The organism is Bradyrhizobium sp. CCBAU 65884, assembly GCF_028128835.1.
Classification (GTDB): domain Bacteria; phylum Pseudomonadota; class Alphaproteobacteria; order Rhizobiales; family Xanthobacteraceae; genus Bradyrhizobium; species Bradyrhizobium ottawaense.
This window is the reverse complement of sequence record NZ_LBJU01000132.1, coordinates 212,753-232,954: the sequence shown is the minus strand read 5'-3', so window position 1 is coordinate 232,954 and position 20,202 is coordinate 212,753. Positions and strand designations below refer to the sequence as shown.

Below are 20,202 nucleotides of genomic sequence, written 5' to 3'. Positions count from 1 at the left end.
TCCTCAAGCAGGGAGAGGTCGTGGGGCGCCGGCGATGCGGCTGCCTCAGTGTGACCGAGGCGCTCGTAATGTCTCCAGCTACGCGGCAGGTGGAGTGGGGGGCTGGCGGGCTCTTCAACAGTCCTTCGACTTGATCCGTGTCAAATGACAGGCATCGGAAGCAGCTAACGTTAGATCGCAGGCGGAGCAGCGATTATGTTGCCGTTTTCTGTCGAGCAATTTTTCGGGGTCTTCGCAAGCTACAACAGAGCGATCTGGCCGGCGCAGATCGTTGCCTTGATGATGGGGGCCCTGGCGTTCGCACTGGTATTCCGAAGGTGCAAGCGATCCGATGAGATCATCGCCGGTGTCCTTGCCGCGATGTGGGCGTGGACGGGGCTCATCTATTATTTGATATTTTTCGCGTCCATCAACAAGATGGCCTATGCATTCGGTGCACTGTTCGCAGTCCAGGCCATGGCGTTTGGATACGTTGGTGTCATACAGGGTCGAATGACTTTCGGCCGGAGCGACGGTCCGGCGGCATGGATTGGCATTGCATTCGTTCTCTATGCGGCTGCCATCTACTGGCTTCTTGGAGCGGCGACCGGTCATGACTTTGCGGAACTGCCTGCGTTCGGTGTAACGCCATGCCCCGTCACGATCTTCACGTTCGGGATGTTGCTGCTCACAATCCGGCCGATTTCCCGCCTGCTGCTGATTATTCCTGTCCTCTGGTCGCTCATCGGCGGTAGCGCGGCAGTCCTGCTGCATGTGCCGCAGGACTGGGTGCTGCTCGTGAGTGGAATCGTATCAGCCGCTTTACTCGCTGGCCGCGATCAGAGGCTGGCGTCAGCCTCCTCGCGGTGAGCGGTAGCGTTCTGCAATCTTGCTTCAGTGCCTGTCTGCTCTGGGTTCAGAAGACGAGATTGTTCTTTTCTGCACGTCCGCCGATAACAAAAGCGAGCGAAAGCGGTATAGCAATGATGAGAATCACAGACGATAGCGGCTGGCCTGCCTCAAACGCAGGTCTCCGCTCCTCCTTTCAGCGTCACGGGAATGGTGAGATAGCGTACTCCGTTGGCTTCGGCACGCGGAAATTTGCCGGCGCGAATGTTGACCTGGATGGACGGCAGCAGCAGCCTAGGCGCTGAGAGCGTGGCATCGCGCGCCTGCCGCATGGCCACGAACTCAGCCTCCGTGACGCCCTCCTTGGCCTGGACATTCTTCTCGCGCTGTTCGCGCACCGTGGTCTCCCAGGCGTATGTGTCGCGGCCCGGCGCCTTGTAGTCGTGACACATGAATAGCCGCGTCTCGGGCGGCAGCGCCAGGAGGCGCTTGATCGACCGGTAGAGCTTATGCGCGTCGCCGCCGGGGAAGTCGGCCCGCGCCGTGCCGTAGTCCGGCATGAACAGGGTGTCGCCGACGAACAGGGCATCCTCGATCTTGTAAGAAACGTCGGCGGGCGTGTGCCCGGGCGTGAAGATCACCTCCACGTCGAGTTCGCCGACCTTGAAGCGCTCGTCGTCTCGGAAGAGGCGGTCGAAGTCGCTGCCGTCCGTCTTCAGGTCGGTGGCATTGAATATCGGCCGGAAGATGCGCTGCACGTCCTTGATGTGCTCGCCGATGCCGATTTGGGCACCTGTCTTCGCCTTGATGAAGGGGGCGCCCGAGAGATGGTCGGCATGGGCATGCGTCTCGAGCACCCATTCGATCGTGTAGCCCGCCTCTTCGGCGGTCTTCAGCATGGACGCAACCGATCGCGTGTCCACCTCGCCCGAGTTGTGGTCGTAGTCAAATACGGGGTCGATGATAGCGGCCTTCTTGGTCGCCGGATCGGCGACCAGATAGCTCACCGTGTTGGTCGGCTCGTCGAAGAACGCTCGGATGATGGGTTGTCCTGACATGGCTTGAATCTCCTGATGTCACCGGCTCGCTTGAACTTGACATATATATTAGTATTTGCTAAATAAGCAATATCTAATATATGGAGTTGGCCAATGGCCTCCCGGGCCTTCGATCTGGAGACATTCGAAAAGCAGGCCGTTGAGGTCTCCGGAATCCTGCGCGCGCTCGCCAACGAGCGTCGGCTGATGATCCTGTGCAACCTCGTCGAATGCGGCGAGAGCAACGTGAATGCCCTCGCGGAAGCCGTGGGGCTGTCGCAATCGGCGCTGTCGCAGCACCTCGCGAGGATGCGCGAGGAGGGCCTCGTCACCTTTCGGCGCGAAAGCCAGACGCTCTGGTACCGGATCGCCGATCCGCGCATCGAGCAACTCTTTGCGACGCTGCACGAGCTCTATTGCAAGCCTGTCAAGGCGAAGAGCTGATTTAGGAAAGTAGAGGAGCTAATCATGTCACTACCCACAATCAAGCCAGCCGAGGCACGCCGCCTTCTCGAGAGTGGCGCCCTCCTGATCGACATCCGCGAAGCAGATGAGCACGCCCGCGAGAAAATTCCGGGCGCGCAGCACCTTCCCCTGTCGAAGCTCGACGAGGCCGACTTCGCCTTGCATCGGGGCAAGCCGGTCATCTTTCATTGCAAAAGCGGCGCCCGCACTCAGGCCAACGCGCCACGGCTCGCGACGAAGCTGACCGAACCCTGCGAGGCCTTTATCGTCGAAGGCGGGCTCGACGCCTGGCGCAAGGCCGGCCTACCGGTCGTGAACGACCGGCGCCAACCGCTGGAGCTTCAGCGCCAAGTGCAGATCGGGGCTGGCAGTCTTGCTGTCGTGGGCACGCTGCTCGGGCTCTTTGTATCGCCGTGGTTCTTTGCTGTGCCGGCCTTCGTCGGTGCGGGGCTGGTCACGGCTGGTGTCACGGGCTTTTGCGGCATGGCCCGGATTCTCATGCGCGCGCCTTGGAACCGCAGCGTCTACGCCCCGAACGCGGGCCACGTGATAGGGCCTTAAAATGAGGAGTTGCCCACTATGCTGTCGCTGACCCAAGGTGCGCTCGGTCTCGCCTCTGGCTCGTTGGTCGGCTTTTCGCTCGGGCTGGTCGGAGGAGGCGGTTCGATCTTGGCCGTGCCGCTTCTCGTCTATCTCGTCGGGGTGTCGGATCCGCATGTGGCGATCGGCACCAGTGCAATCGCAGTTGCGGCAAACGCTGCAGTGAACCTCGTCAACCATGCCCGGGCTGGCAATGTGAAGTGGCGTTGCGCCTCCGTGTTCGCGCTCGCAGGCATGGCCGGCGCCTTTCTCGGCTCTACCCTTGGCAAGGTCATCGAAGGACAGAAGTTGCTGGCGCTGTTCGCTATCGTCATGATCGCGGTGGGCGCGCTGATGCTGAAGGGCCGCGCCGGCGCGGGCGAGCCATCGGTCCGGCTTAACCGAGAGAACCTGCCGAAACTCTTAGCCCTGGGAGGTCTCACCGGAGCCTTGTCCGGCTTCTTCGGGATCGGCGGCGGCTTTCTAATCGTCCCGGCGCTGATTGCGGCCACTGGCATGCCTATCCTCTATGCGGTCGGTTCCTCCCTTGTGGCGGTGACAGCCTTCGGGCTGACGACGGCGGCCAACTACGCCCTGTCCGGTTTCGTGGATTGGTATCTCGCCGCGTTGTTTATCTCCGGCGGAGTTCTTGGCGGGATGCTCGGCGCCGGCTCGGCCAGCTCGCTCGCCGCGCGCAAAGGTGCATTGAACACCGTATTCGCGGCCCTGATATTCGCGGTGGCGATCTATATGCTGGTCCGCAATCTCGGCTTCACATGATTGGGGACTTCGCAACAAGCGGTCGAAGGTCGCCTTGAGGATGACTAGGGCGGATGTGATATTTAGGTGCCGCCCACGAGGTCGGCCGCGATGTCGAGGCTCGACCAAGTGGACCAATGGACCAGAGCACCCGCACAAATGAGGGCAACCAGTATGCTCGGGCTCACAAGGCATCAATCACAGCGTTCGCCGGCCGACGCAGCGAGGGTGGCAGTGATGCGCCGCGGCCAAATCGCACGATCAGATCCGGGCGCCGGATGCCAAGCCCCAGATAGTCTGCAATCTGCGGACGCAGGGAAGAGACCTCGACCGGCTGATTGAGAAGAGCATTCCGAATTCCGAGCATCGTCGCCTGCAGCGCGAAACGCTGGTAGGCGCGCCCGGCAGCAACCCAGCCTGCCTTGTCGTTACGCGGACTGATGAAGACGGCAATGCCCGCTGACGAGCGAACATGCTCGGCGTACTTGTCGTTCTCTCGCTTCTCGGTGAGCACGAACTTCAGGAACCGACGCGCAAGCCAAGCCGGCAGCGCCGGATTGCCGGAGCTACGCGCGGCAAGCCCGTCCAATCGCTCGATCGCCATGGAATCGTTGAAGCGGATCCAGGAGATGAGCTCTGTCATGAACGCAGGATCGCGCATCTGCATGGTGTTACCCTGAATGGCGTAGTCGAGAATTGCCTCCATGCGCGATCGCTCGGTCACAATGAAACACTCGACGCCCTAGCGCGCCGGCAGTCTCGACCGTGCGCAGGTCCTCTGAGCTCACGGCACGGCCATCATACTTGGCACGCGTGCATTGGCGCTGCGTGATCGCATCGGCGAGCGCGTGGTGCGACGGCGCAGTGCGGTCGAGAGCGATGGAGACCGAGCCCGGATTGACGGTATCGACTGCAACATTGGAATCGGGGCAGCCTGCACGATGTTCTCAGCCGCGCAGCCAAGTGAAGCAAAAAGGTGGTGATCGTCGGGATCGACGACGGGGCAACGACGGACGAGATCCGGGCGGATGGTGATTATGTTGTCGGAGAGGATGAACCGCCACGGCTGCGTGTTGTGGCTGTTCGCGGCCAGCGTCGCTGCGCGCACGAGCTCGCGAGCTCCGCGCGCCGGGTCGAGCGGACGCCACACGAGGTGCACGGCCTCCTCGTAGGTCGAGGGCTGCGAGGCGCGGGCCATCGGCATGCGGGCAGCGTACATGGCAACCGTTCCGAAAAGCAGGGATCGACGATTCATTCATGCCTCGCAGACAGTCAGCTCCGCGCAACAACAGCGGCGGGCTTTGCGATCGGCGATGCGTGTCGACTTTCGCGGAGCGCTTTCAAACAATCCGGACATTGGCATCAGTCCGCGTAGACAAAGAATACAGCAACAAATGTCCGATGGACCACAACGGCCGCAATCCGAAGCGGACACCGCGCCTTTACGAGCGCACGCTCGAGTCTTCCGGTGCTCGACTGGCAAACTCGCGGGTTTCAGCTCGATGGGCGCGGGCGGAGCGCTTGGCAAGCCGTCCAATCGACGAATAGAAAAGCGTGATCTCAAGCACGCCGTACAGTGACAATATCATCAGCGCTTTGATTGTTTCGCTAGTCATCTCACGGTCCTCCAGCCGATCTAAATCGGATGCTTCTCTCGTTGTACGATCTCTGTAAGAGCATGGTTTGAACGAGGTTCGTAGACAGTCTGGGTCGTCGCCTTCTGCACGTCTATTTCCGGATGGGTCAGCCGGGCGGTCAGTGTGATCGCCACGATGGCGATGCTGGTGAGCAGCACGGAGACGACCACCTTCAGGTGCGTTGCCTTATCCGCGGTGTAAATCGAGTGATTCATTGCGGGCCCCTTCGTCGAGCGAGCCGAATGCGTACCGAGCGAAATCATTCTAGGCGATCAGCCGGTCGGCAAAAATCTGGGAGCTTCACCTAAGGAAATATCCGTAGGCCAGGGAAGGAGGCGGCGCGGCTGAGGCTGAGTTTGAGGCGCCTCAAATTGCATTCGATCCCAGGTCGGTAGGCTCTTCAGGCGACGTTCCTCTGATCACCTGGGTGGTGTCCTATGTCACGCAGCTCGTTTTGCCGATATCTAGGGTGGATAAGCCTCTCCGTGTGGGGTCTGGCGTTTGTCGTCGGATCCGGGCCCTGTTGGGGCGACGATCTCTACAGAGAGCAAGGCGAGACGTCCTCGACGACAAGTCTTGCTCCCCTCGTAAAACGCATCTCTCCGGCTGTGGTAGGGATACGCGGCTGGGGCGTGCCACCAGAGTCGCGCATATTCGATAGGGAAGCTGGATTTCCGGATCCTCCCTCGCTTCGAGAATGGCAGGGAGCGGGCGTTATCGTGGATGCCTTGGCGGGCCTGATCGTCACCGCAAATCACCTGGTTGCAAACGCGACGGTCGTTAAAGCGTTGCTCCAGGATGGGCGAGCGCTGAGAGCAGCCGTGCTGATCCGATCCGAGCGAGATGACGTTGCTCTACTCCGGATAGAAGCCGATGACCTTCACGCGCTGCCTCTGGAGAAACCCGGCGCACTTGAGGTGGGAGAGCCGGTCTTGGCCATTGGGAATCCCCAGAATTGGGGGCAGAGCGTGACATCAGGGATCGTTTCAGCGTTACATCGGTCGTGTCCAGGTATCGCCAAAAGCGATCTGATCCAATCAGATGTACTCGTCGACCAAGGGGGCTTGGGAGGCGCGTTGGTGAATCGACAGGGCAGGCTGATCGGAGTGATCGTCGCGCGAAGAGACGGCTTTGCTTTTGCGGCACCGGTGGAAGCGATCGAGAGGCTCTTTATCGCTGCCCAATAGGAAGTGAGTGTTTCTCGGCATCATCGCGAGAGCCGTCACGTCGCAGAGTTGCTGCTGTCCTCGTTCTCAGGCCCGTCGCAATCGCGCCGAAGTCTACCCTGAAGCCAATGCATTCAGTGAAGAGCGCGTTTGCGTCCGGAATAGGTGGCGATCAACCTGACCAGGGCTGTGACGAGAAGCATCGCAACAATGGTCTAAATCAAGCCGAAGTTCAACGCGTCGCGCGCAGCGAACAGCGCCGTGATCGGCGCTGCTATGACAAATATTATGCGGACGATCCATCCAAGCATGATTGCTCCGATCTGCGGATGCTCAGCCCGCCGCCTTCATATCTTCCGGGACTCCACATAATAGTCGGAGTAGGTATCAATGAAGCAGAATCGAGGAGGGCGATCGTTGCGCCCGGGACATCCTACTACGACGACGCACCGAACTCGAAGCCGGTGTCGAACTGCTCATCGCAAATGAAACGGTAACGTCGGACCAGCTTGCTCCGCTGCGCGGCATGTCCAGCAAGGAGAGGGAGCCGGTCGCCGCATGATTGCGCGTAAATCGGCCCCTGAGCCGAGTTCGGAGCAGCTCAAGTTCAGCCCGCGGTGCGCAGCAGCGGTTCCCGACGGTTCGTTGGCGCCTCCTGCCGAACAACGATGTCGTGCCACAGCTTTGCGACGTTCGCTTGCGTTTCGATCGCCAGGAAACAGTGACCTTCGTTGTCGAAGTCACAAAAGCGAGCGCCTGGATCACCATGCAGTTCAGCAAGGGCGGCGTTGATGGCATCGAGGCCGGTCATCACCTGCTCAATGCTCTCTAGCTTCGCGTTGTGCAGGATATCCATCAGCCGGAAGCTCTTGAGGGGTGGGTTTCCGAAGGCGATGCCAGGCTGCCTGAACTCGAATAGGACGCTGAGCGCGACAGGCATTCCCCGCAATTGGCCGAATATCGCCGCGATTTCGTCCTCACTGCAGACAGCTGGATGGGTGGAACGTGGAGGCGACGAAGCGGCATCTCGTGGCGCCATGCGGAGGCCGGCAATGACCTCATGTTCAATCCATCGTCGCACCTCAGTCGGCGCATTGCAAATCTGATCTGCGGTCAACGTAATTCCGATCATGGCGATGCCTCCTGTTTCTCTCAGCATAGGACGTCGTCTGGAAACGATCTTGATGCCGATCAATCAGTGCCAATGAGTGGCTCGGCAGGGCAGTGCTTGATCAGGATCAAGTCCGTGCTGAACGAGGCTGCTAGTTTTGCTCTTGCGTAACTCGACCCAAGGTTACGTCCCCAAGTTGCCGCCGAGATCCGCCCCCGGGACTCGGCGGCTCCCTTCGTTCAGGGCCAATGAAACCGTCTCGAATGGGCGGACCGCGCGGGAATGAGCCGATGCGCACCTACTATTTCGACATAAAGGACGGAGTGCCGGTCCGGGACAAATCCGGCCTGGAGTTCGTGAGTGATGGCGCTGCCATTGCGCACAGCAAGAGCCTTGCGGATAAGGTGCGCAGGGAAAAGCTGAAAGGCCATCCGGAACTACGGATCGTCGTTATTGACGAGAACGGCCGTGAAGTTCACCGTGAGCAAGTCTATCCGAAGGAAGATTGATCAATCTCGTGTTCACGCCGGTGTTGTCAGTGTGACTGTCTTTTCCGGACGCTGCTGCAGTGAACAACATCTCAGCAGGCGAAATCCGGCCCACGAGGCCAATGTTTGTGGTGTCCAGTCTGTGTCAACTCGTCATTTCTTCGGGGCCTTTCCGGTCGGCGCGAATATCTGATTGGCGGGCGGCGGCTGGTCGGTCGGCAGGCCTATCGCGATAAAGCTGCGTTCCAGCGAGGTGTGGCAGGCATTGCAGCCGTCGGTCAAGGCGCGCATGGAGGCGGTGAACATGCGACCATCCCCAGCGTCGATAGCATCTGCGATTGAAAGCAGCGGATCCTTCATCGTGGTTACGTTGCTTACGGGAATGCCGGGGTAGAACACGGCAGCTTGGGCCAGACTATCCGTCAACTGGCGCAATTCGAACGCAGCAAGTTCCCAGTTCTTCGACTTGCCCGCGAACCACAGTTTCAGATGCTGAAGCTGGGCCGCGTTCATGACTTCGACCAGGCGGGGCGCATACTGTCTGACAGTTGGGGAAGGTTCGAAGTCCGATTGGGCCGTGGCGGATGTGCCCACGCTTGCCAAGATCGCAAGAGCCAAGCACGAATTCCGTAGAGTCATTTGACTGGTCTCCAGAAATCTCGTTTCCTTGATATGGCTCGCGAAGCACGCGCCGAAGGCTCCACCAAGCAGGGCCGGAGATGCTGAGCCAACTCCGATCAGGCCGCTGTGGCGTGCGCGAGCCCTCATTGCTCCAACGTCTTCAGGAAGGCGATGAAGTCGCCGACCTGGTCGGCGTCAAAACGAAATTCCGGCATCGCTGGATGTCCGGTGACGATGCCTTCGGCCAGGGCCTCTTGCAGCATCTCGACTGGATATCGTTCGTGTAACGTCCTGAACGGGGGAGCGATCTTGAGCGGGCTGGGACTGACCTTGTCGGTTGAGTGGCACCTGGCACAATACAGCAGCGCAAGACGCCGGCCTTGCTCGACGCTTGAAGCCGCAGTTGGGCTTGAGAAGAAAATCAGAACTGCAGCGAAGAAGACGCCAGCAATGGCTTGCTCAGCTCCGAGAAACACCCTCACATCGTGGTCCATCAGTGCGACATCATGACAGGAACAGTCATACTGCGGAACATCTCCTGCGTGACGCCGCCGAACACCGTTTCCTGAAGTCGAGAATGGCCGTAACCGCCCATGACCAGCAGGTCGAGGCTTTCATCCGCAGCGATCGACAGGATGCTCGCTTGCAGATCGCCACGGTCGGATTGAAGCGAAACGGCCTTTGCCGGCAAGCCCTTCCGCGCGAGGTGTGTCAGAAGCCGTTCGGGCGATGCGTCGGACGGTACCTCGGACGCATTGAGGGTGATGGTCGTCAGAGCGTCTGCCTCGGTGATAAATGGCATTGCGTCCCGTAAGGCGCGGGCGGCAAGGCGACTGCCGTCCCAGCAGATGCCGACGCGTGCCGCCTTGAGCGTGCCCCGGAAAGTATAGGGAATGAACAGTAGGGGCCCACCCGACTGCAAGAGGAGCTCCTTCGGAAGCTGGTTGTCGAAGGTATCGCAATCCGGATCGCCTTGTGACACGATCGTCAGATCATAGAGGCGCGCCGCTGCCCCAGCTTTCGAAACGGCCTCGGCGATAGTCTCGCTCAGTGCGTATTTTCCGTAGTTGATCCGAGCGTTCTTCGCCTCAACCTCGAAAATGCGCAGTGCTGCTTGGGCACGTTCCAGCGCATGTTCATACTCGAATTGCAAAGACGCTGCGATGGCTGCACCGCCTTCCGCAACAAACGGCACGTTCGTGGAGGCATATCCTGTTGCAAGTGCATCCAGATGCGCGCCAGCACTCATCGCCAGGGAAACGGACGCGTCAATGGCGGGTCGCGGTGACCGCTCTGTTGGAATATGCACCAGTAGATCTTTGAACATGCGTGCCTCCCGCTCCGATCTTGCCGCCAAAGAGCAGCACATGTCGCCATTGGGAGTCTTGACGCACGTCAAAGCGGCAGACAGCGCGCGTTACGGACTCGAAACCGCTAGGCGCTTGGCCATCTCCGCAGAGAAGAGATAAGCAGCCGCGATAGCGCTGATCGTCGCCAGCAGTGCCGCGGAAGGTGGGGTAAAGCCGAACAGTCTTCCCCATGGTCCGAGCGCAAGGGCCAGGCCGGCAGCGAGAGCGCCCAGAGACGTAGCGATCAGGATAATATGGGGATGGTTTGCGCGCCACGGCATCCGGCGAGACCTGATTATGAAAATCACCAGGATCTGCGTCGATATTGATTCCACGAACCACCCGGTCTGGAACTGCGCCGCATTCGCTTCGAATAGCTTCAGAAGAACGGCGAAGGTAATCACGTCAAACAGGGAAGAAACAATTCCCATGATGATCGTGAAACGAAAGATGCTTGCCATGTTCCAGGCTTCCGGTTGCGCAAGGTCTTCGCGGTCGACTTCATCGAAAGGGATGCCGATTTCGGAGAGGTCGTAGATTAGGTTGTTCAGCAGGATCTGCAGCGGCAGCAATGGCAGGAACGGAAGAACGATCGAGGCCAAGGCCATGGAAAGCATGTTGCCGAAGTTAGAGCTCGTTCCCATTCGCACATACTTCAGTATGTTGGCAAATGTTCTGCGGCCTTCGCGCACACCGGCCGCAAGCACTGAAAGATCGGGAGCCAGCAGGATCAAGTCGGCGGCTGCGCGGGCGACTTCGGTCGCGCCCGTGACGGATATGCCGACATGGGCCGCGTGGATGGCCGGGGCATCGTTGACGCCGTCCCCCATGAAACCGACCACGTGATGGCGATGGCGGAGTGCGGCAATGATCCGTCGCTTCTGATCAGGATCGATGCGGGCAAACAGATCAATATGGTCGACCCGGGCCACCAGCGCTGCATCTGTGAGCCCGGAGATCTCAGCTCCGGTCATGATACGATCCGACTGAAGACCGACCGATCGAGCGACGTGAGAGACTACTGCGCCGTGGTCGCCCGAGAGAATTTTCGCTGTTATGCCTAGCGAGGTAAGGGCTTCAATGGCTGAGGCCGCATCCTGCTTCGGTGGATCAGCGAATACACAGAAGCCAATCATGGTCAGATCCGCCTCGTCGCCAACAGCAATCGTCTGCTGCCCGGGCGGGATTGATCTGACGGCGACGGCAAGAAGCCGAAGACCGTCGCGGGCATATTGATCCTGGATGTCCCTCATTTTTTGCTGCCAAGCGGCGTCGAGCGGATGGGCCAGACCATCGATGTCCACGGCGACGCAGCGGGCCAGGATGGATTCCGGAGCGCCTTTTGCGATCAAGATGTGTTCGTCGTTCTGTGCCACCAGTACCGACAGGCACCTTCGCTCGAAGTCGAACGGCACTTCCGAGAGTCGAACCCAGCCATCTATGGCGCCGTTACGCGCGGAGAGTATTGCATCATCGAGGGGGCTTCTGACGCCGGCCTGGAAGGTGCTGTTGAGGTACGCGAGGCTCAGAACGCGATCGTTAGGTCGCCCCTTCGGATCGACATTCGCTTCGAGCGTGATTTTGGCTTCCGTCAGCGTGCCGGTCTTGTCCACGCAAAGCGTGTCCATGGCACCCAGATCATGGATTGCGGACAGTCGCTTGACGATAACTTTTCGGTCCGCCATGCGTAGCGCGCCGCGGGCGAGCGTCACCGTCATCACCATGGGCAGCAGCTCAGGCGTTAGTCCGACGGCCAGTGCGATTGCGAACAGGAAGGACTCCAGCGCGGCGCGTTGCGCGACGAGATGAGCCAACAACACAAAGAGGGTCAGAAAGAGCGTAAGCCGAAGGATCAGGAGTCCAAGCTTATGCACACCCTGCTCGAGAGCCGTTGGCGGAGCATTGGCAGCCAGTGCCGCAGCGATCGCGCCAAACCGGGTCTGGCCTCCGGTTTTCACCACCAACATCCTGCCGCTTCCGCCGACAGTACTAGTTCCGGCGAACAGGGCATTCGTCGCCTCCGCCGGCGATGCCGCGGAGCAGGGAGCGTCCGTTTTGAAGGCAGGAAACGGCTCACCCGTCATCAAGGCCTCATTGATCTGCAATTCCTGGGCATCAAGGACGATGCCATCGGCGGGTATGAGGTCGCCGACACGGAGCTTCACGATGTCTCCGGGGACGAGCGCCGTCACCGGTACCGTAACGTCCTTGCCATCGCGGACGGCGTCAGCCCGAATGGCCACCGATTCGCGCAACGCTTCGGCCGTTAGCTCGGCGCGATGTTCCTGAACAATGTCCAGTGTGATGGACAGAGACAGCACGGTTGCGATAATTACAAAACTGCCAACGTCGCCGCTTAATCCGGATACGAGGGCAGCCGCCAGGAGCATCGCAATCAACGGGTTCCAAATGCGTTGCCCAAGCTTGCGCAGGACCGATCGGCTTTGAGAGGCGTCAGCGTGGTTTGCTCCGAACATCGCCAGGCGCCGGTCCGCTTCGACCTGCGATAGCCCGTTCGGACCGGAGCCGAGCGCGCGGTAGAGGGCGTCCTTTGATGTTTGCCAGAACTCGGCAGCGGCCAAAGCTTTGTCCGCGCTAGGCTGTTCGATCATAGACGGGCTCGCCGAGCTATAGGTCACAGAGCAGGAAGGTAGGAGGCAGTTCAACTTCCGAGTTGATGCAGCTCAATCGCTGTCGGACGACATGGTTAGGTTGCTGGCGCCAAAGAGGTTCACCATGTCGCTTCCAGCATCCGTCGGCCGTATTCCCATTGCTTCGAATTCTGATGGGATCCCCGTCCAGCCCACGCCTATTGAGGCAAAGGCGACAGCACAGCCGTCCGGCTCCGATGCAGCCGTCGATGACATCGATCGATCCTTCCACGCGGCGCTGGCGCGGTTGACCGGCGGTATCTCGCCGGCAGCGCTGGCCCTGGCTTTTGCCGACTGGCAACTGCACCTTCTGGCCTCACCCGGTAAGCAGGCCAGTCTTGCCGAACGGGCGATCCAGAATGGGTTTGATCTTGTCGATGCGATGGTGCCGAGGCATGCGGCAGATCCGCGAGCGAGACCGGCCTGCCATTGACCTGATAGCGCCCCTCGGCGACATCATTGTTGAGGAACAGGCGCCGCAAATAGTCCGAATGCACATGCCGATGTTTGCCGTCGGCACGTTGCCGACCACGTCGCGCCGTGGAAGTCGACATACAATATCAACTTCCTTGCCGATGCAGACATCACCTACGTTCTGACGAGTGGCGGACACAATGCCGGCATTGTCGCGCCGCCAGGCGAAGAGGGGCACAGCTATCAGGTGCGTACAAAGAAGGCTCATGATGACTATCTCGGCCCGGACGAATGGATCAAGTGTGCACCGTCCCACGAGGGGTCATGGTGGACGGAATGGACGCGATTTCTCGCCGCACATTCCGGTCAGCCTGTTCCGACCTCCTTGGCTGCAGATTCGGGGCAGAAGAGCGCGCCCTTGGATGAGGCGCCGGGCTCTTACGTGCTCGAGCAGTAGACGCGGCAGTCACGGCCGCAAAACCGCTGCGCCAGTCAGCTTGCCTTCCCTCAGACAGGCGAGCGCTTCATTGGCCTCGACGAGCGGGAATACCGTCGTGTGTGTCTGGATATTGATCTTTGCGGCGGCGGCGAGAAAATCGATGCCGTCCTTTCGCGTGAGGTTTGCAACCGATACGATTTGCCGTTCACCCCAAAGAATATGATAAGGAAAGCCTGGAATGTCAGACATGTGAATGCCGGCGCACACAACGCGACCGCCTTTGCGCACCGAGCGCAGGGCGAGCGGCACCAGCGCTCCGACCGGCGCATAGATGATGGCGGCGTCGAGTTCCGTCGGCGGAATGTCCTCTGAAGCGCCGGCCCAATCTGCGCCGAGCGAGAGCGCAAGTTGCCGTGCTTCCTGGTCGCCGCCGCGGGTGAAGGCGTAAACGTGCCGTCCCTCTGCGCGGGCCACCTGTGCCACGATATGGCCGGCCGCGCCAAAGCCATAAATGCCGAGCGTTTTGCCATCGCCGGCCATCACCAGGGATCGCCAGCCGATCAGCCCGGCGCAGAGCAGGGGTGAAAGAGCTGCGTCCTCGCCATGCTCGCCGAGCGGAAAGCAATATCGGGCGCCGGCGACGATGTGGCTGGCAAAGCCGCCGTCGCGCGTGTAGCCGGTGAATTCGGGACGATCGCACAGATTTTCCTTGCCGGTGCGGCAGTAAAAGCACTCGCCACAAGTGAAACCGAGCCATGGAACGCCTACGCGCATGCCCAACTCCAACTCATTGACGCCCGGGCCAAGAGCATCGATGCGTCCCACGACTTCATGGCCCGGGATAATCGGATAGGAAATGTCGGGTAGCTCGCCATCCATCACGTGCAGGTCAGTCCGGCACACGCCGCATGCGCTGACCTTGACGCGGACCTCGCCGGGGCCGGGGATCGGGTCGGCTCGTTGCTGGAATGTCAACGGCGCGCCGCGTGCGGAGAGAACCATCGCGTACATGTCGCATTCCCGCGGCTCGAAGTGCATCGTCCGGGTCTTGTCCCGTCGGATCTAAAGTCAGTGTTCGCCGTTCGCTACGCCGGCGCAACATGCGACTTCCCGGAGTTCTCGAAGGTGGCCCAGATACTAGGAGGACAATCAGGCGTCGAGATTGTGCAGGCGCTGGCGGTTGCGCAGCACAATCTGGCGAGCGCCAGAGAAACCGAGAATGCCCTGGGCCTGAAGCTGAGACAGCGCGCGCGACACGGTCTCGAGCGTGAGGCCGAGATAGTCGCCGATGTCGCGACGGCACATCGGCAGCGCCATCATGCCCGCGACGGCGAGGCGGCGGTCCATTTCGAGCAGGAAGGTAGCAACGCGCTCCATCGCAGTCTTACGTCCGAGAAGCAGCATGTGATTTTCGGCGTGGCGCAGCTCCGAGGCGGTCATGGTCCAAAGCTTGCGGGCGACCTGGACGTCGGTGCCGGAGGCCTTCTCAAGGCTCGCACGCTTCACCAGGCGCACCGTGGTGTCGATGATGGCCTCGGCGGCGAGCCGGTGACTGGCACCGGATTCCAGACCGAACACGTCGCCGGGAAGGTGAAAGGCGCCGATCTGGCGGCGGCCGTCGGAAAGAAGCTTGTAGCTGCGCACCGCGCCGGTGACGACCTGGTAGACATATTCGGCCGGCTCATCCTCGCCGTAAATCTCCTCGTCCTTGCGGTACGAGAATTCCGTGGCGACGAGGCCGGCATGGCCGGTGATCGCACCGAGCCGATCGGCGACCGGATCGATGGAAACGGCAACCTTGCTGCCGCTGATCGGAGTGTTGATCGCCTTGGTGTTGAGTAACTGGGTGAGCATCTGAGCCATCTCCGTTGTGATGACCAATGCTTACGCGGGATTGAGCGTCGCGAAAGTTCGAGCGATATCTTAAGGGGGCCTACCTACGTAGAATCCCGCAGGTCAGTGTCCGCGCCGGTCCTGGATGGCCCGGCGGATACATTTGACCAGGTTTTTATCGAGAAGAAGGGGCTTTAAAACCACGTCTTTCACCCCGGCTGCCGCGGCCCGGGTCGAGATGCTCCTGTCCGGATAGCCGGTGATTAGGATCACGGGCACATCGCGATCAAACTTGCGCAACCGGCCGGCGAGTTCGATGCCGTTGATGTCAGGCATCTTGTAGTCGATCACGTAACAATCTGCACTGGGCATATCGCCAGCATTCAGGAGCGCCGTTGCACTCCGAAAGGTCCGCACGGCAAAGCCTTCGGTTTCCAGCAAGAACCGCAAGGATCCCAGAACTGCGGCATCGTCATCGACCACAAAGACGGTAGATTTTGCAGGGGGCGACAGCCGCTCATTGTGCGAGCTGATCTCAATCATGTCGTCTTGACTAGCAGAGGATGTGAAGAAGGGCCTTGACGTGGCTCAATCGTTGAGCAGACCGGCGCGCATCGCCAGCCGCACCAATTCCGACAGGCTGTTCGCCTGCATCTTGGTCATCACGTTGGCCCGATATACTTCGATCGTGCGTGGGCTGATGTCGTAGTCGCGGGCGATCAGCTTATTTGAGAGGCCGGCGACCAGACCTTGCATAATCTGGCGTTCGCGGGGACTCAGGGAGGCAACACGCGCGGCGATGTCTTGCGCGATCGCTTCGTTCTTGGCTGCCGGCGCTGCCTGGCGAAGCGCCGATTCGATCATGGCGGTGAGGGGATCGTCTTCGAACGGCTTCTCGACGAAGTCGACCGCCCCGAGCTTCATCGCCTCGACGGCAAGCGGCACGTCGCCGTGACCGGTCATGATTAGGATCGGAAACGGGCTGTGCTGCGCCTTCATCCGCTTCAACAGCTCGATCCCGTCGAGCCCGGGCATGCGCACGTCGGAAACGACGCAGCCGAAGGCGAGGCCGGGTAGCACATCGAGGAAGGCTTGCGCGGTGTCGAACAAGGTCACCTTGTAGCCTGAGGAATCAAGCAGGAAGTGCAGCGAGTCCCGCATCGCCTCGTCATCATCGATAACGTAGACAATTCCCTTGGCGGTCATGGGTCAGGCCTCGTCGGCTGCCGGAAGGGTGAAGCGGAATGTTGCGCCGCCCGATGGATTGCACTCGGCCCACATGCGGCCGCCGTGAGCCTCGATGATCGAGCGGCTGATCGACAATCCCACGCCCATGCCGGTCTCTTTGGTGGTGAAGAAGGTCTGGAACAGGTTTGGAATCACGTCATCCTGGAAGCCGGAGCCGGTGTCGGAGACCTGCACCTCGATCATGTCGTCAGCCACGACAGTGTTGGTGACAACCAGCTCGCGATGCGACGACTGCGCCATCGCCTCCAGCGCGTTGCGGAACAGATTGACCAGCACCTGCTGGACCTGCACCCGGTCGGCCAGCACAAGATCTGCGTCCGGATCGAGCGTGAATCGGAGCTGCACGTTCTGCTCGCGCGCGCCGGCAAGCCCGAGTGCGCCGGCCTCCTCGATCAGCTTGGACAAACTCTCAACCCGCTTCTCGGATTCGCCGCGCGAGACGAAGTCCCGCAGGCGCCGGATGATCTGGCCGGCGCGCAGCGCCTGCTCGGCGGCGCGGTCCAGCGCATTCTCGATCTTCGGCATGTTCGGATCGCTGCTGCCGGCGAGCAGCCGCCGCGACCCCTTCATGTAGTTGCTGATCGCCGCCAGAGGCTGGTTCAGCTCGTGCGCGAGCGCGGAGGCCATCTCGCCCATCGCGGTTAGCCGCGACACGTGAACCAGCTCGGATTGCAGCTCCTGGAGCCGCGCCTGGGTCTGCTGTTGCTCGGTGAGGTCCCGGACGAAGCCGGTGAAGAAGGGCTCGCCGCCAGACTGCATCTCGCCGATCGACAAGTGCATCGGAAAGGTGGTCCCGTCACGCCGCCTGCCAGTCACGATGCGGCCGATACCGATGATGTGCGGATCGTGCGTAGTGCGGTAGCGCGCAATGTAACCGTCATGGCGTGAGCGGTCGGGCTCCGGCATCAGGATGCGGACGTTCTGGCCGATCGCCTCAAGCTCGGACCAGCCGAACAGGCGTTCGGCGGCGGTGCTGAAGAGCTGGATAATGCCCCGGCCGTCGATGACGATCATGGCATCGGGAACGGTGTGGAGGATCGAGCGGAGGTGAGTCTCGCGGGTGCGCAGCGCCTCCTCGACCTGCTTCTCCTCGTCGATGTCGAGCAAGATGCCGCTGAGATGACGGGCGGCGCCGGCCTCGTCCCGGATCAGTCCCGCTCGTGCTCGGATCCATTGTCCCCGGCCCGAGGCATCGGCGACCTTGAACGATACGTCGAGACCGCCCCCGTGCTCGGAGACGCGTTTGATCGCGCCCTCGACGCGCTCGCGGTCGGCGGGCGCGAGACGTGACAGGAGGAGCTCATAGCTTGCCGCCTGGTCCCGTGCGATGCCGAGCAGCGTCCTGGCGGTGTCTGACCACTCCAGATCGCGCGTCTTAAGGTCCAGATCCCAGGTGCCGACGCCGAACCCCTCTATCCGGACCCGGAAATGCTCGCCGCGACCGTCGTCTTGTGGATGCGTTACGCGGGTCGGCGACAAGCTACTGCTCCCACTCTGCCGCGGCCGGTCGGATGCCGCGAATTGTGCAGGCAATTTCGCCCAAGGTCGCGCTGTACGCAAGTTCGGAGGCTGATTCCATTGGTGGATTCCCCGCTGCGCTGCAGGGCGGCTCGAGCTAGGCCATACGCGGCCGTGATCGTCAGCCTGGCGCTCGATCAACCGAACGACACGCGCCTTCAGGGCGCAGGCGAATTTGCTGAATAGTTCGAGGCGGGGGCCGTCGCTGTCGCGCGCGCAGTTTCTCTCCCCTCGACTTTGCGGATGGCGCTGAGGCCCATGCCGCGCCTCGATCGGGCCCCGCTTTGCCAAGCTTGAGGCGCAATGCCGCGCCGCAACCAGAAACCGCGGCGAACATGCGGAGTGGCGCAGCGTCATGGATTTTCCGGCACGATTTGTGCCGGCACAGGCGCGCTGCACCGACATCATCGCCAGCGGCGCATCTCAGCCAGTTGATTGCCGATCTCGCGTTGCTGGGCAAGCCGCTGTGCGCTGGTGGCTACGGGGGCGCAACAGGCGGCTTCCGCAGGCTCTTGACTGCGATCGCGACTAGCGGCGTGAGAAGCGGTAGCAAGCCGCTCAGCGGATGGTGGATCGTCCCCGTCACTTGAGAGTGGAGCGCGCGCGCCTCGAGCTGAATGGCTTCGATAGTTGCACCATGAATTTCATTGGCGAGCTCGATCTCGCGTCCTGACGCCGGCCGCCCTGCGACGACGAACAGCATCGCCGCGATGACGAAATTGATCGCGCCGAGAATGGCAGCCGCGACGATTGCGCTCCAGATCTGGACCAGGGCGAAATAGGCCGACAATTCGAGCATCAGCAGACCAAAGGTGGCGATCAGCGCCGCGAAGGCGCGCAGGCCCAGCCCGATCAGGAGGTGCCGCAGTCTGATGTCGGCGATGATCCTGTCGGTACGCCAGAGTACGCGCAGGTGTTTGATGATGTTTTCCGTACTCACCTAGTGTCTCCTCAGCATAAATCCGACGACTACGCCAAGTGCGAAGGCCGAAGCGAGCGACGCCACTGGACGCTCTACGAGGAGGCTGTGGAGCTGCTCTTGCTCCTCACTTACGGTCTCGCCGAGTTCGGTCAGTGCGGCCTTGATCTGGTCGGCCAAGGCCTCGGCACGGTCTTTCGGCGCATCGAGTGTCTGCTCGCCGGCCTTGTTCAGCAGGCGCGTAACATCGATCTTCATCGCGTTCAGTTCGTCGTTCACGCTGCCGGTGTCGAACATTGGCGGCCTCCATTGAATAGAAGAAGCTTATGTGAGCCCGCTCGTTAGAGATTGATTTGCGTCAACGGCGTGTTCCCGGTTTGACGCAAATCAATCGAGGCGCGTGGCCGTGACCTAGATACCTAGGCGGGTCAGGAGGGATCCCATGAGGATGCAAGCGTGATCTCGGAACCAATGCTTCTGGCGACGCCGTCTGGCGACGGGCTCGAACTGCGACCCGAGGGGCCATGGATCGCCGCCAACGTGTCGAGGCTTGAAGCGCTCTCTCTGGCGGCACGAGGCTGTCGATCGATCGAAGGCAGTGACGCTTGATATGGCCGGTGTCAGCTTGCTCGACACGCTCGGCGCCTGGCTTCTGGAGAAACTGTCGCGTAGGGCAGCATCCTCTAGCCGATCAGTCCACGTGGTCGGGATAGCCGACAATTTCGCCGGCCTGATGGACGAAGTGCGTCAGGTCTAGAGTAGAAGCCTCTACCAAAGTGCCGGAGCGGTCTGGAAGGAGCCCGTCTTTGGGAAGCTAAGCCGCCTTGAGGCGCTATCGCACGGTAAGTTGCCGGTAACCTGCGGGTAGCTTGCCCGTTACATGCGGTACGATCGGTCGGAACTGGGCCGTTCAGCCTATAAATCTCCTGGGCGAGAATGCCGCTCAAAGGGCCTCGGCGCGGTGGCTCGTCTGAGACGCCGCCATTAGAGATATCATCCGCCTGGGTGAGCGGGGCCAAGGTGACACGTTAGTATCTAGGTCACTCTTCATCGCAGGAGCGGCGCGGTCGGCTCTTACTAATTCCGATGACACTCTAGATTACCGACTAGAGTGTCCTGAATCGCGTTGCCGTTTGCCTG

The 20,202-nt window shown here is 60.9% G+C and carries 25 protein-coding genes; 8 read left to right on the top strand and 17 right to left on the bottom strand.

The window, feature by feature from the left end:
• Positions 1-195: 195 nt before the first annotated feature.
• The gene (locus XI03_RS35900; RefSeq protein WP_212504520.1) at positions 196-849 is read left to right on the top strand and encodes a DUF6064 family protein; all 654 of its coding nucleotides are present in this window, start codon (positions 196-198) and stop codon (positions 847-849) included.
• Positions 850-998: 149 nt separating this feature from the next.
• Here XI03_RS35900 and XI03_RS35895 read toward each other — a convergent pair whose 3' ends face one another.
• On the bottom strand, positions 999-1,886 hold the full coding sequence (locus XI03_RS35895; RefSeq protein WP_271594736.1) for an MBL fold metallo-hydrolase: 888 nt from the start codon (positions 1,884-1,886) through the stop codon (positions 999-1,001).
• A 93-nt stretch (positions 1,887-1,979) separates the two neighbouring features.
• Here XI03_RS35895 and XI03_RS35890 point away from each other — a divergent pair, with 93 nt between their 5' ends.
• From XI03_RS35890 to XI03_RS35880, 3 genes are read left to right on the top strand one after another with little or no spacing between them, the layout of a single operon-like run.
• Entirely contained in the window at positions 1,980-2,309 is a 330-nt protein-coding gene (locus XI03_RS35890; RefSeq protein ID WP_271594735.1) for an ArsR/SmtB family transcription factor, read from the top strand.
• A 24-nt stretch (positions 2,310-2,333) separates the two neighbouring features.
• Positions 2,334-2,891 (top strand): rhodanese family protein, encoded by a 558-nt coding sequence (locus XI03_RS35885; protein WP_271594734.1) that lies wholly within the window; start codon positions 2,334-2,336, stop codon positions 2,889-2,891.
• Positions 2,892-2,909: 18 nt separating this feature from the next.
• Positions 2,910-3,689, top strand: a complete 780-nt coding sequence (locus XI03_RS35880) for a sulfite exporter TauE/SafE family protein (protein ID WP_271594733.1) — start codon at positions 2,910-2,912, stop codon at positions 3,687-3,689.
• 163 nt (positions 3,690-3,852) lie between these two features.
• Here the strand turns inward: XI03_RS35880 and XI03_RS35875 are convergent, their stop codons facing one another.
• From XI03_RS35875 to XI03_RS35860, 4 genes are all read right to left on the bottom strand, one after another.
• A complete protein-coding gene (locus XI03_RS35875) occupies positions 3,853-4,374 on the bottom strand; it encodes a hypothetical protein (protein WP_271594732.1) in 522 nt (173 codons plus the stop codon).
• 78 nt (positions 4,375-4,452) lie between these two features.
• A complete protein-coding gene (locus XI03_RS35870; RefSeq protein WP_271594731.1) occupies positions 4,453-4,887 on the bottom strand; it encodes a nitroreductase family protein in 435 nt (144 codons plus the stop codon).
• A gap of 223 nt (positions 4,888-5,110) precedes the next feature.
• Positions 5,111-5,284 (bottom strand): hypothetical protein, encoded by a 174-nt coding sequence (locus XI03_RS35865; RefSeq protein WP_212504515.1) that lies wholly within the window; start codon positions 5,282-5,284, stop codon positions 5,111-5,113.
• A 20-nt stretch (positions 5,285-5,304) separates the two neighbouring features.
• Positions 5,305-5,520, bottom strand: coding sequence for a hypothetical protein (locus XI03_RS35860; RefSeq protein WP_271594730.1), 216 nt, complete (start codon positions 5,518-5,520; stop codon positions 5,305-5,307).
• Between the two features lie 222 nt (positions 5,521-5,742).
• Here XI03_RS35860 and XI03_RS35855 point away from each other — a divergent pair, with 222 nt between their 5' ends.
• Entirely contained in the window at positions 5,743-6,492 is a 750-nt protein-coding gene (locus XI03_RS35855) for a trypsin-like peptidase domain-containing protein (protein WP_271594729.1), read from the top strand.
• Between the two features lie 586 nt (positions 6,493-7,078).
• Here XI03_RS35855 and XI03_RS35850 read toward each other — a convergent pair.
• Positions 7,079-7,603, bottom strand: a complete 525-nt coding sequence (locus XI03_RS35850) for a hypothetical protein (protein WP_271594728.1) — start codon at positions 7,601-7,603, stop codon at positions 7,079-7,081.
• Positions 7,604-7,872: 269 nt separating this feature from the next.
• Between XI03_RS35850 and XI03_RS35845 the strand changes: the two genes are divergently transcribed.
• Entirely contained in the window at positions 7,873-8,091 is a 219-nt protein-coding gene (locus tag XI03_RS35845; protein ID WP_271594727.1) for a DUF6894 family protein, read from the top strand.
• A gap of 132 nt (positions 8,092-8,223) precedes the next feature.
• Here the strand turns inward: XI03_RS35845 and XI03_RS35840 are convergent, their stop codons facing one another.
• The 4 genes from XI03_RS35840 to mgtA all read right to left on the bottom strand — a co-directional run bounded on the left by XI03_RS35840 (position 8,224) and on the right by mgtA (position 12,652).
• Positions 8,224-8,688 (bottom strand): hypothetical protein, encoded by a 465-nt coding sequence (locus XI03_RS35840; protein ID WP_271594726.1) that lies wholly within the window; start codon positions 8,686-8,688, stop codon positions 8,224-8,226.
• Positions 8,689-8,834: 146 nt separating this feature from the next.
• Positions 8,835-9,185 (bottom strand): c-type cytochrome, encoded by a 351-nt coding sequence (locus tag XI03_RS35835; protein WP_271594725.1) that lies wholly within the window; start codon positions 9,183-9,185, stop codon positions 8,835-8,837.
• The gene (locus XI03_RS35830; RefSeq protein WP_212454289.1) at positions 9,185-10,018 is read right to left on the bottom strand and encodes a universal stress protein; all 834 of its coding nucleotides are present in this window, start codon (positions 10,016-10,018) and stop codon (positions 9,185-9,187) included. Before XI03_RS35830 ends, XI03_RS35835 begins: the two co-directional genes overlap by 1 nt.
• 90 nt (positions 10,019-10,108) lie before the next feature.
• Positions 10,109-12,652 (bottom strand): magnesium-translocating P-type ATPase, encoded by a 2,544-nt coding sequence (gene mgtA, locus XI03_RS35825; protein WP_271594724.1) that lies wholly within the window; start codon positions 12,650-12,652, stop codon positions 10,109-10,111.
• Between the two features lie 91 nt (positions 12,653-12,743).
• On the opposite strand from mgtA, the gene XI03_RS35820 reads away from it, so the two are divergent.
• The gene (locus XI03_RS35820; RefSeq protein WP_333936747.1) at positions 12,744-13,124 is read left to right on the top strand and encodes a poly-beta-hydroxybutyrate polymerase N-terminal domain-containing protein; all 381 of its coding nucleotides are present in this window, start codon (positions 12,744-12,746) and stop codon (positions 13,122-13,124) included.
• Positions 13,125-13,571: 447 nt separating this feature from the next.
• On the opposite strand, the gene XI03_RS35810 is transcribed toward XI03_RS35820, so the two are convergent.
• The 7 genes from XI03_RS35810 to XI03_RS35780 form a co-directional block, all read right to left on the bottom strand.
• Positions 13,572-14,555 (bottom strand): zinc-dependent alcohol dehydrogenase family protein, encoded by a 984-nt coding sequence (locus tag XI03_RS35810; RefSeq protein ID WP_271594722.1) that lies wholly within the window; start codon positions 14,553-14,555, stop codon positions 13,572-13,574.
• A 138-nt stretch (positions 14,556-14,693) separates the two neighbouring features.
• Positions 14,694-15,398, bottom strand: a complete 705-nt coding sequence (locus XI03_RS35805) for a helix-turn-helix domain-containing protein (protein ID WP_271594721.1) — start codon at positions 15,396-15,398, stop codon at positions 14,694-14,696.
• A 102-nt stretch (positions 15,399-15,500) separates the two neighbouring features.
• A complete protein-coding gene (locus XI03_RS35800) occupies positions 15,501-15,920 on the bottom strand; it encodes a response regulator transcription factor (RefSeq protein ID WP_271594720.1) in 420 nt (139 codons plus the stop codon).
• Positions 15,921-15,965: 45 nt separating this feature from the next.
• Complete coding sequence (gene fixJ / locus XI03_RS35795; protein ID WP_271594719.1) at positions 15,966-16,583, bottom strand: response regulator FixJ; 618 nt, start codon at positions 16,581-16,583, stop codon at positions 15,966-15,968.
• Positions 16,584-16,586: 3 nt separating this feature from the next.
• Positions 16,587-18,104, bottom strand: coding sequence for a sensor protein FixL (gene fixL, locus XI03_RS35790; RefSeq protein ID WP_271594718.1), 1,518 nt, complete (start codon positions 18,102-18,104; stop codon positions 16,587-16,589).
• 517 nt (positions 18,105-18,621) lie between these two features.
• Positions 18,622-19,083 (bottom strand): phage holin family protein, encoded by a 462-nt coding sequence (locus XI03_RS35785; RefSeq protein WP_271594717.1) that lies wholly within the window; start codon positions 19,081-19,083, stop codon positions 18,622-18,624.
• Positions 19,084-19,359 carry a hypothetical protein gene (locus XI03_RS35780; RefSeq protein ID WP_212454296.1) on the bottom strand — a complete coding sequence of 92 codons (276 nt, stop codon included), beginning with the start codon at positions 19,357-19,359 and terminating at the stop codon, positions 19,084-19,086.
• Positions 19,360-19,660: 301 nt separating this feature from the next.
• Between XI03_RS35780 and XI03_RS35775 the strand changes: the two genes are divergently transcribed.
• On the top strand, positions 19,661-19,819 hold the full coding sequence (locus XI03_RS35775) for a hypothetical protein (protein ID WP_271594716.1): 159 nt from the start codon (positions 19,661-19,663) through the stop codon (positions 19,817-19,819).
• Positions 19,820-20,202 lie beyond the last annotated feature (383 nt).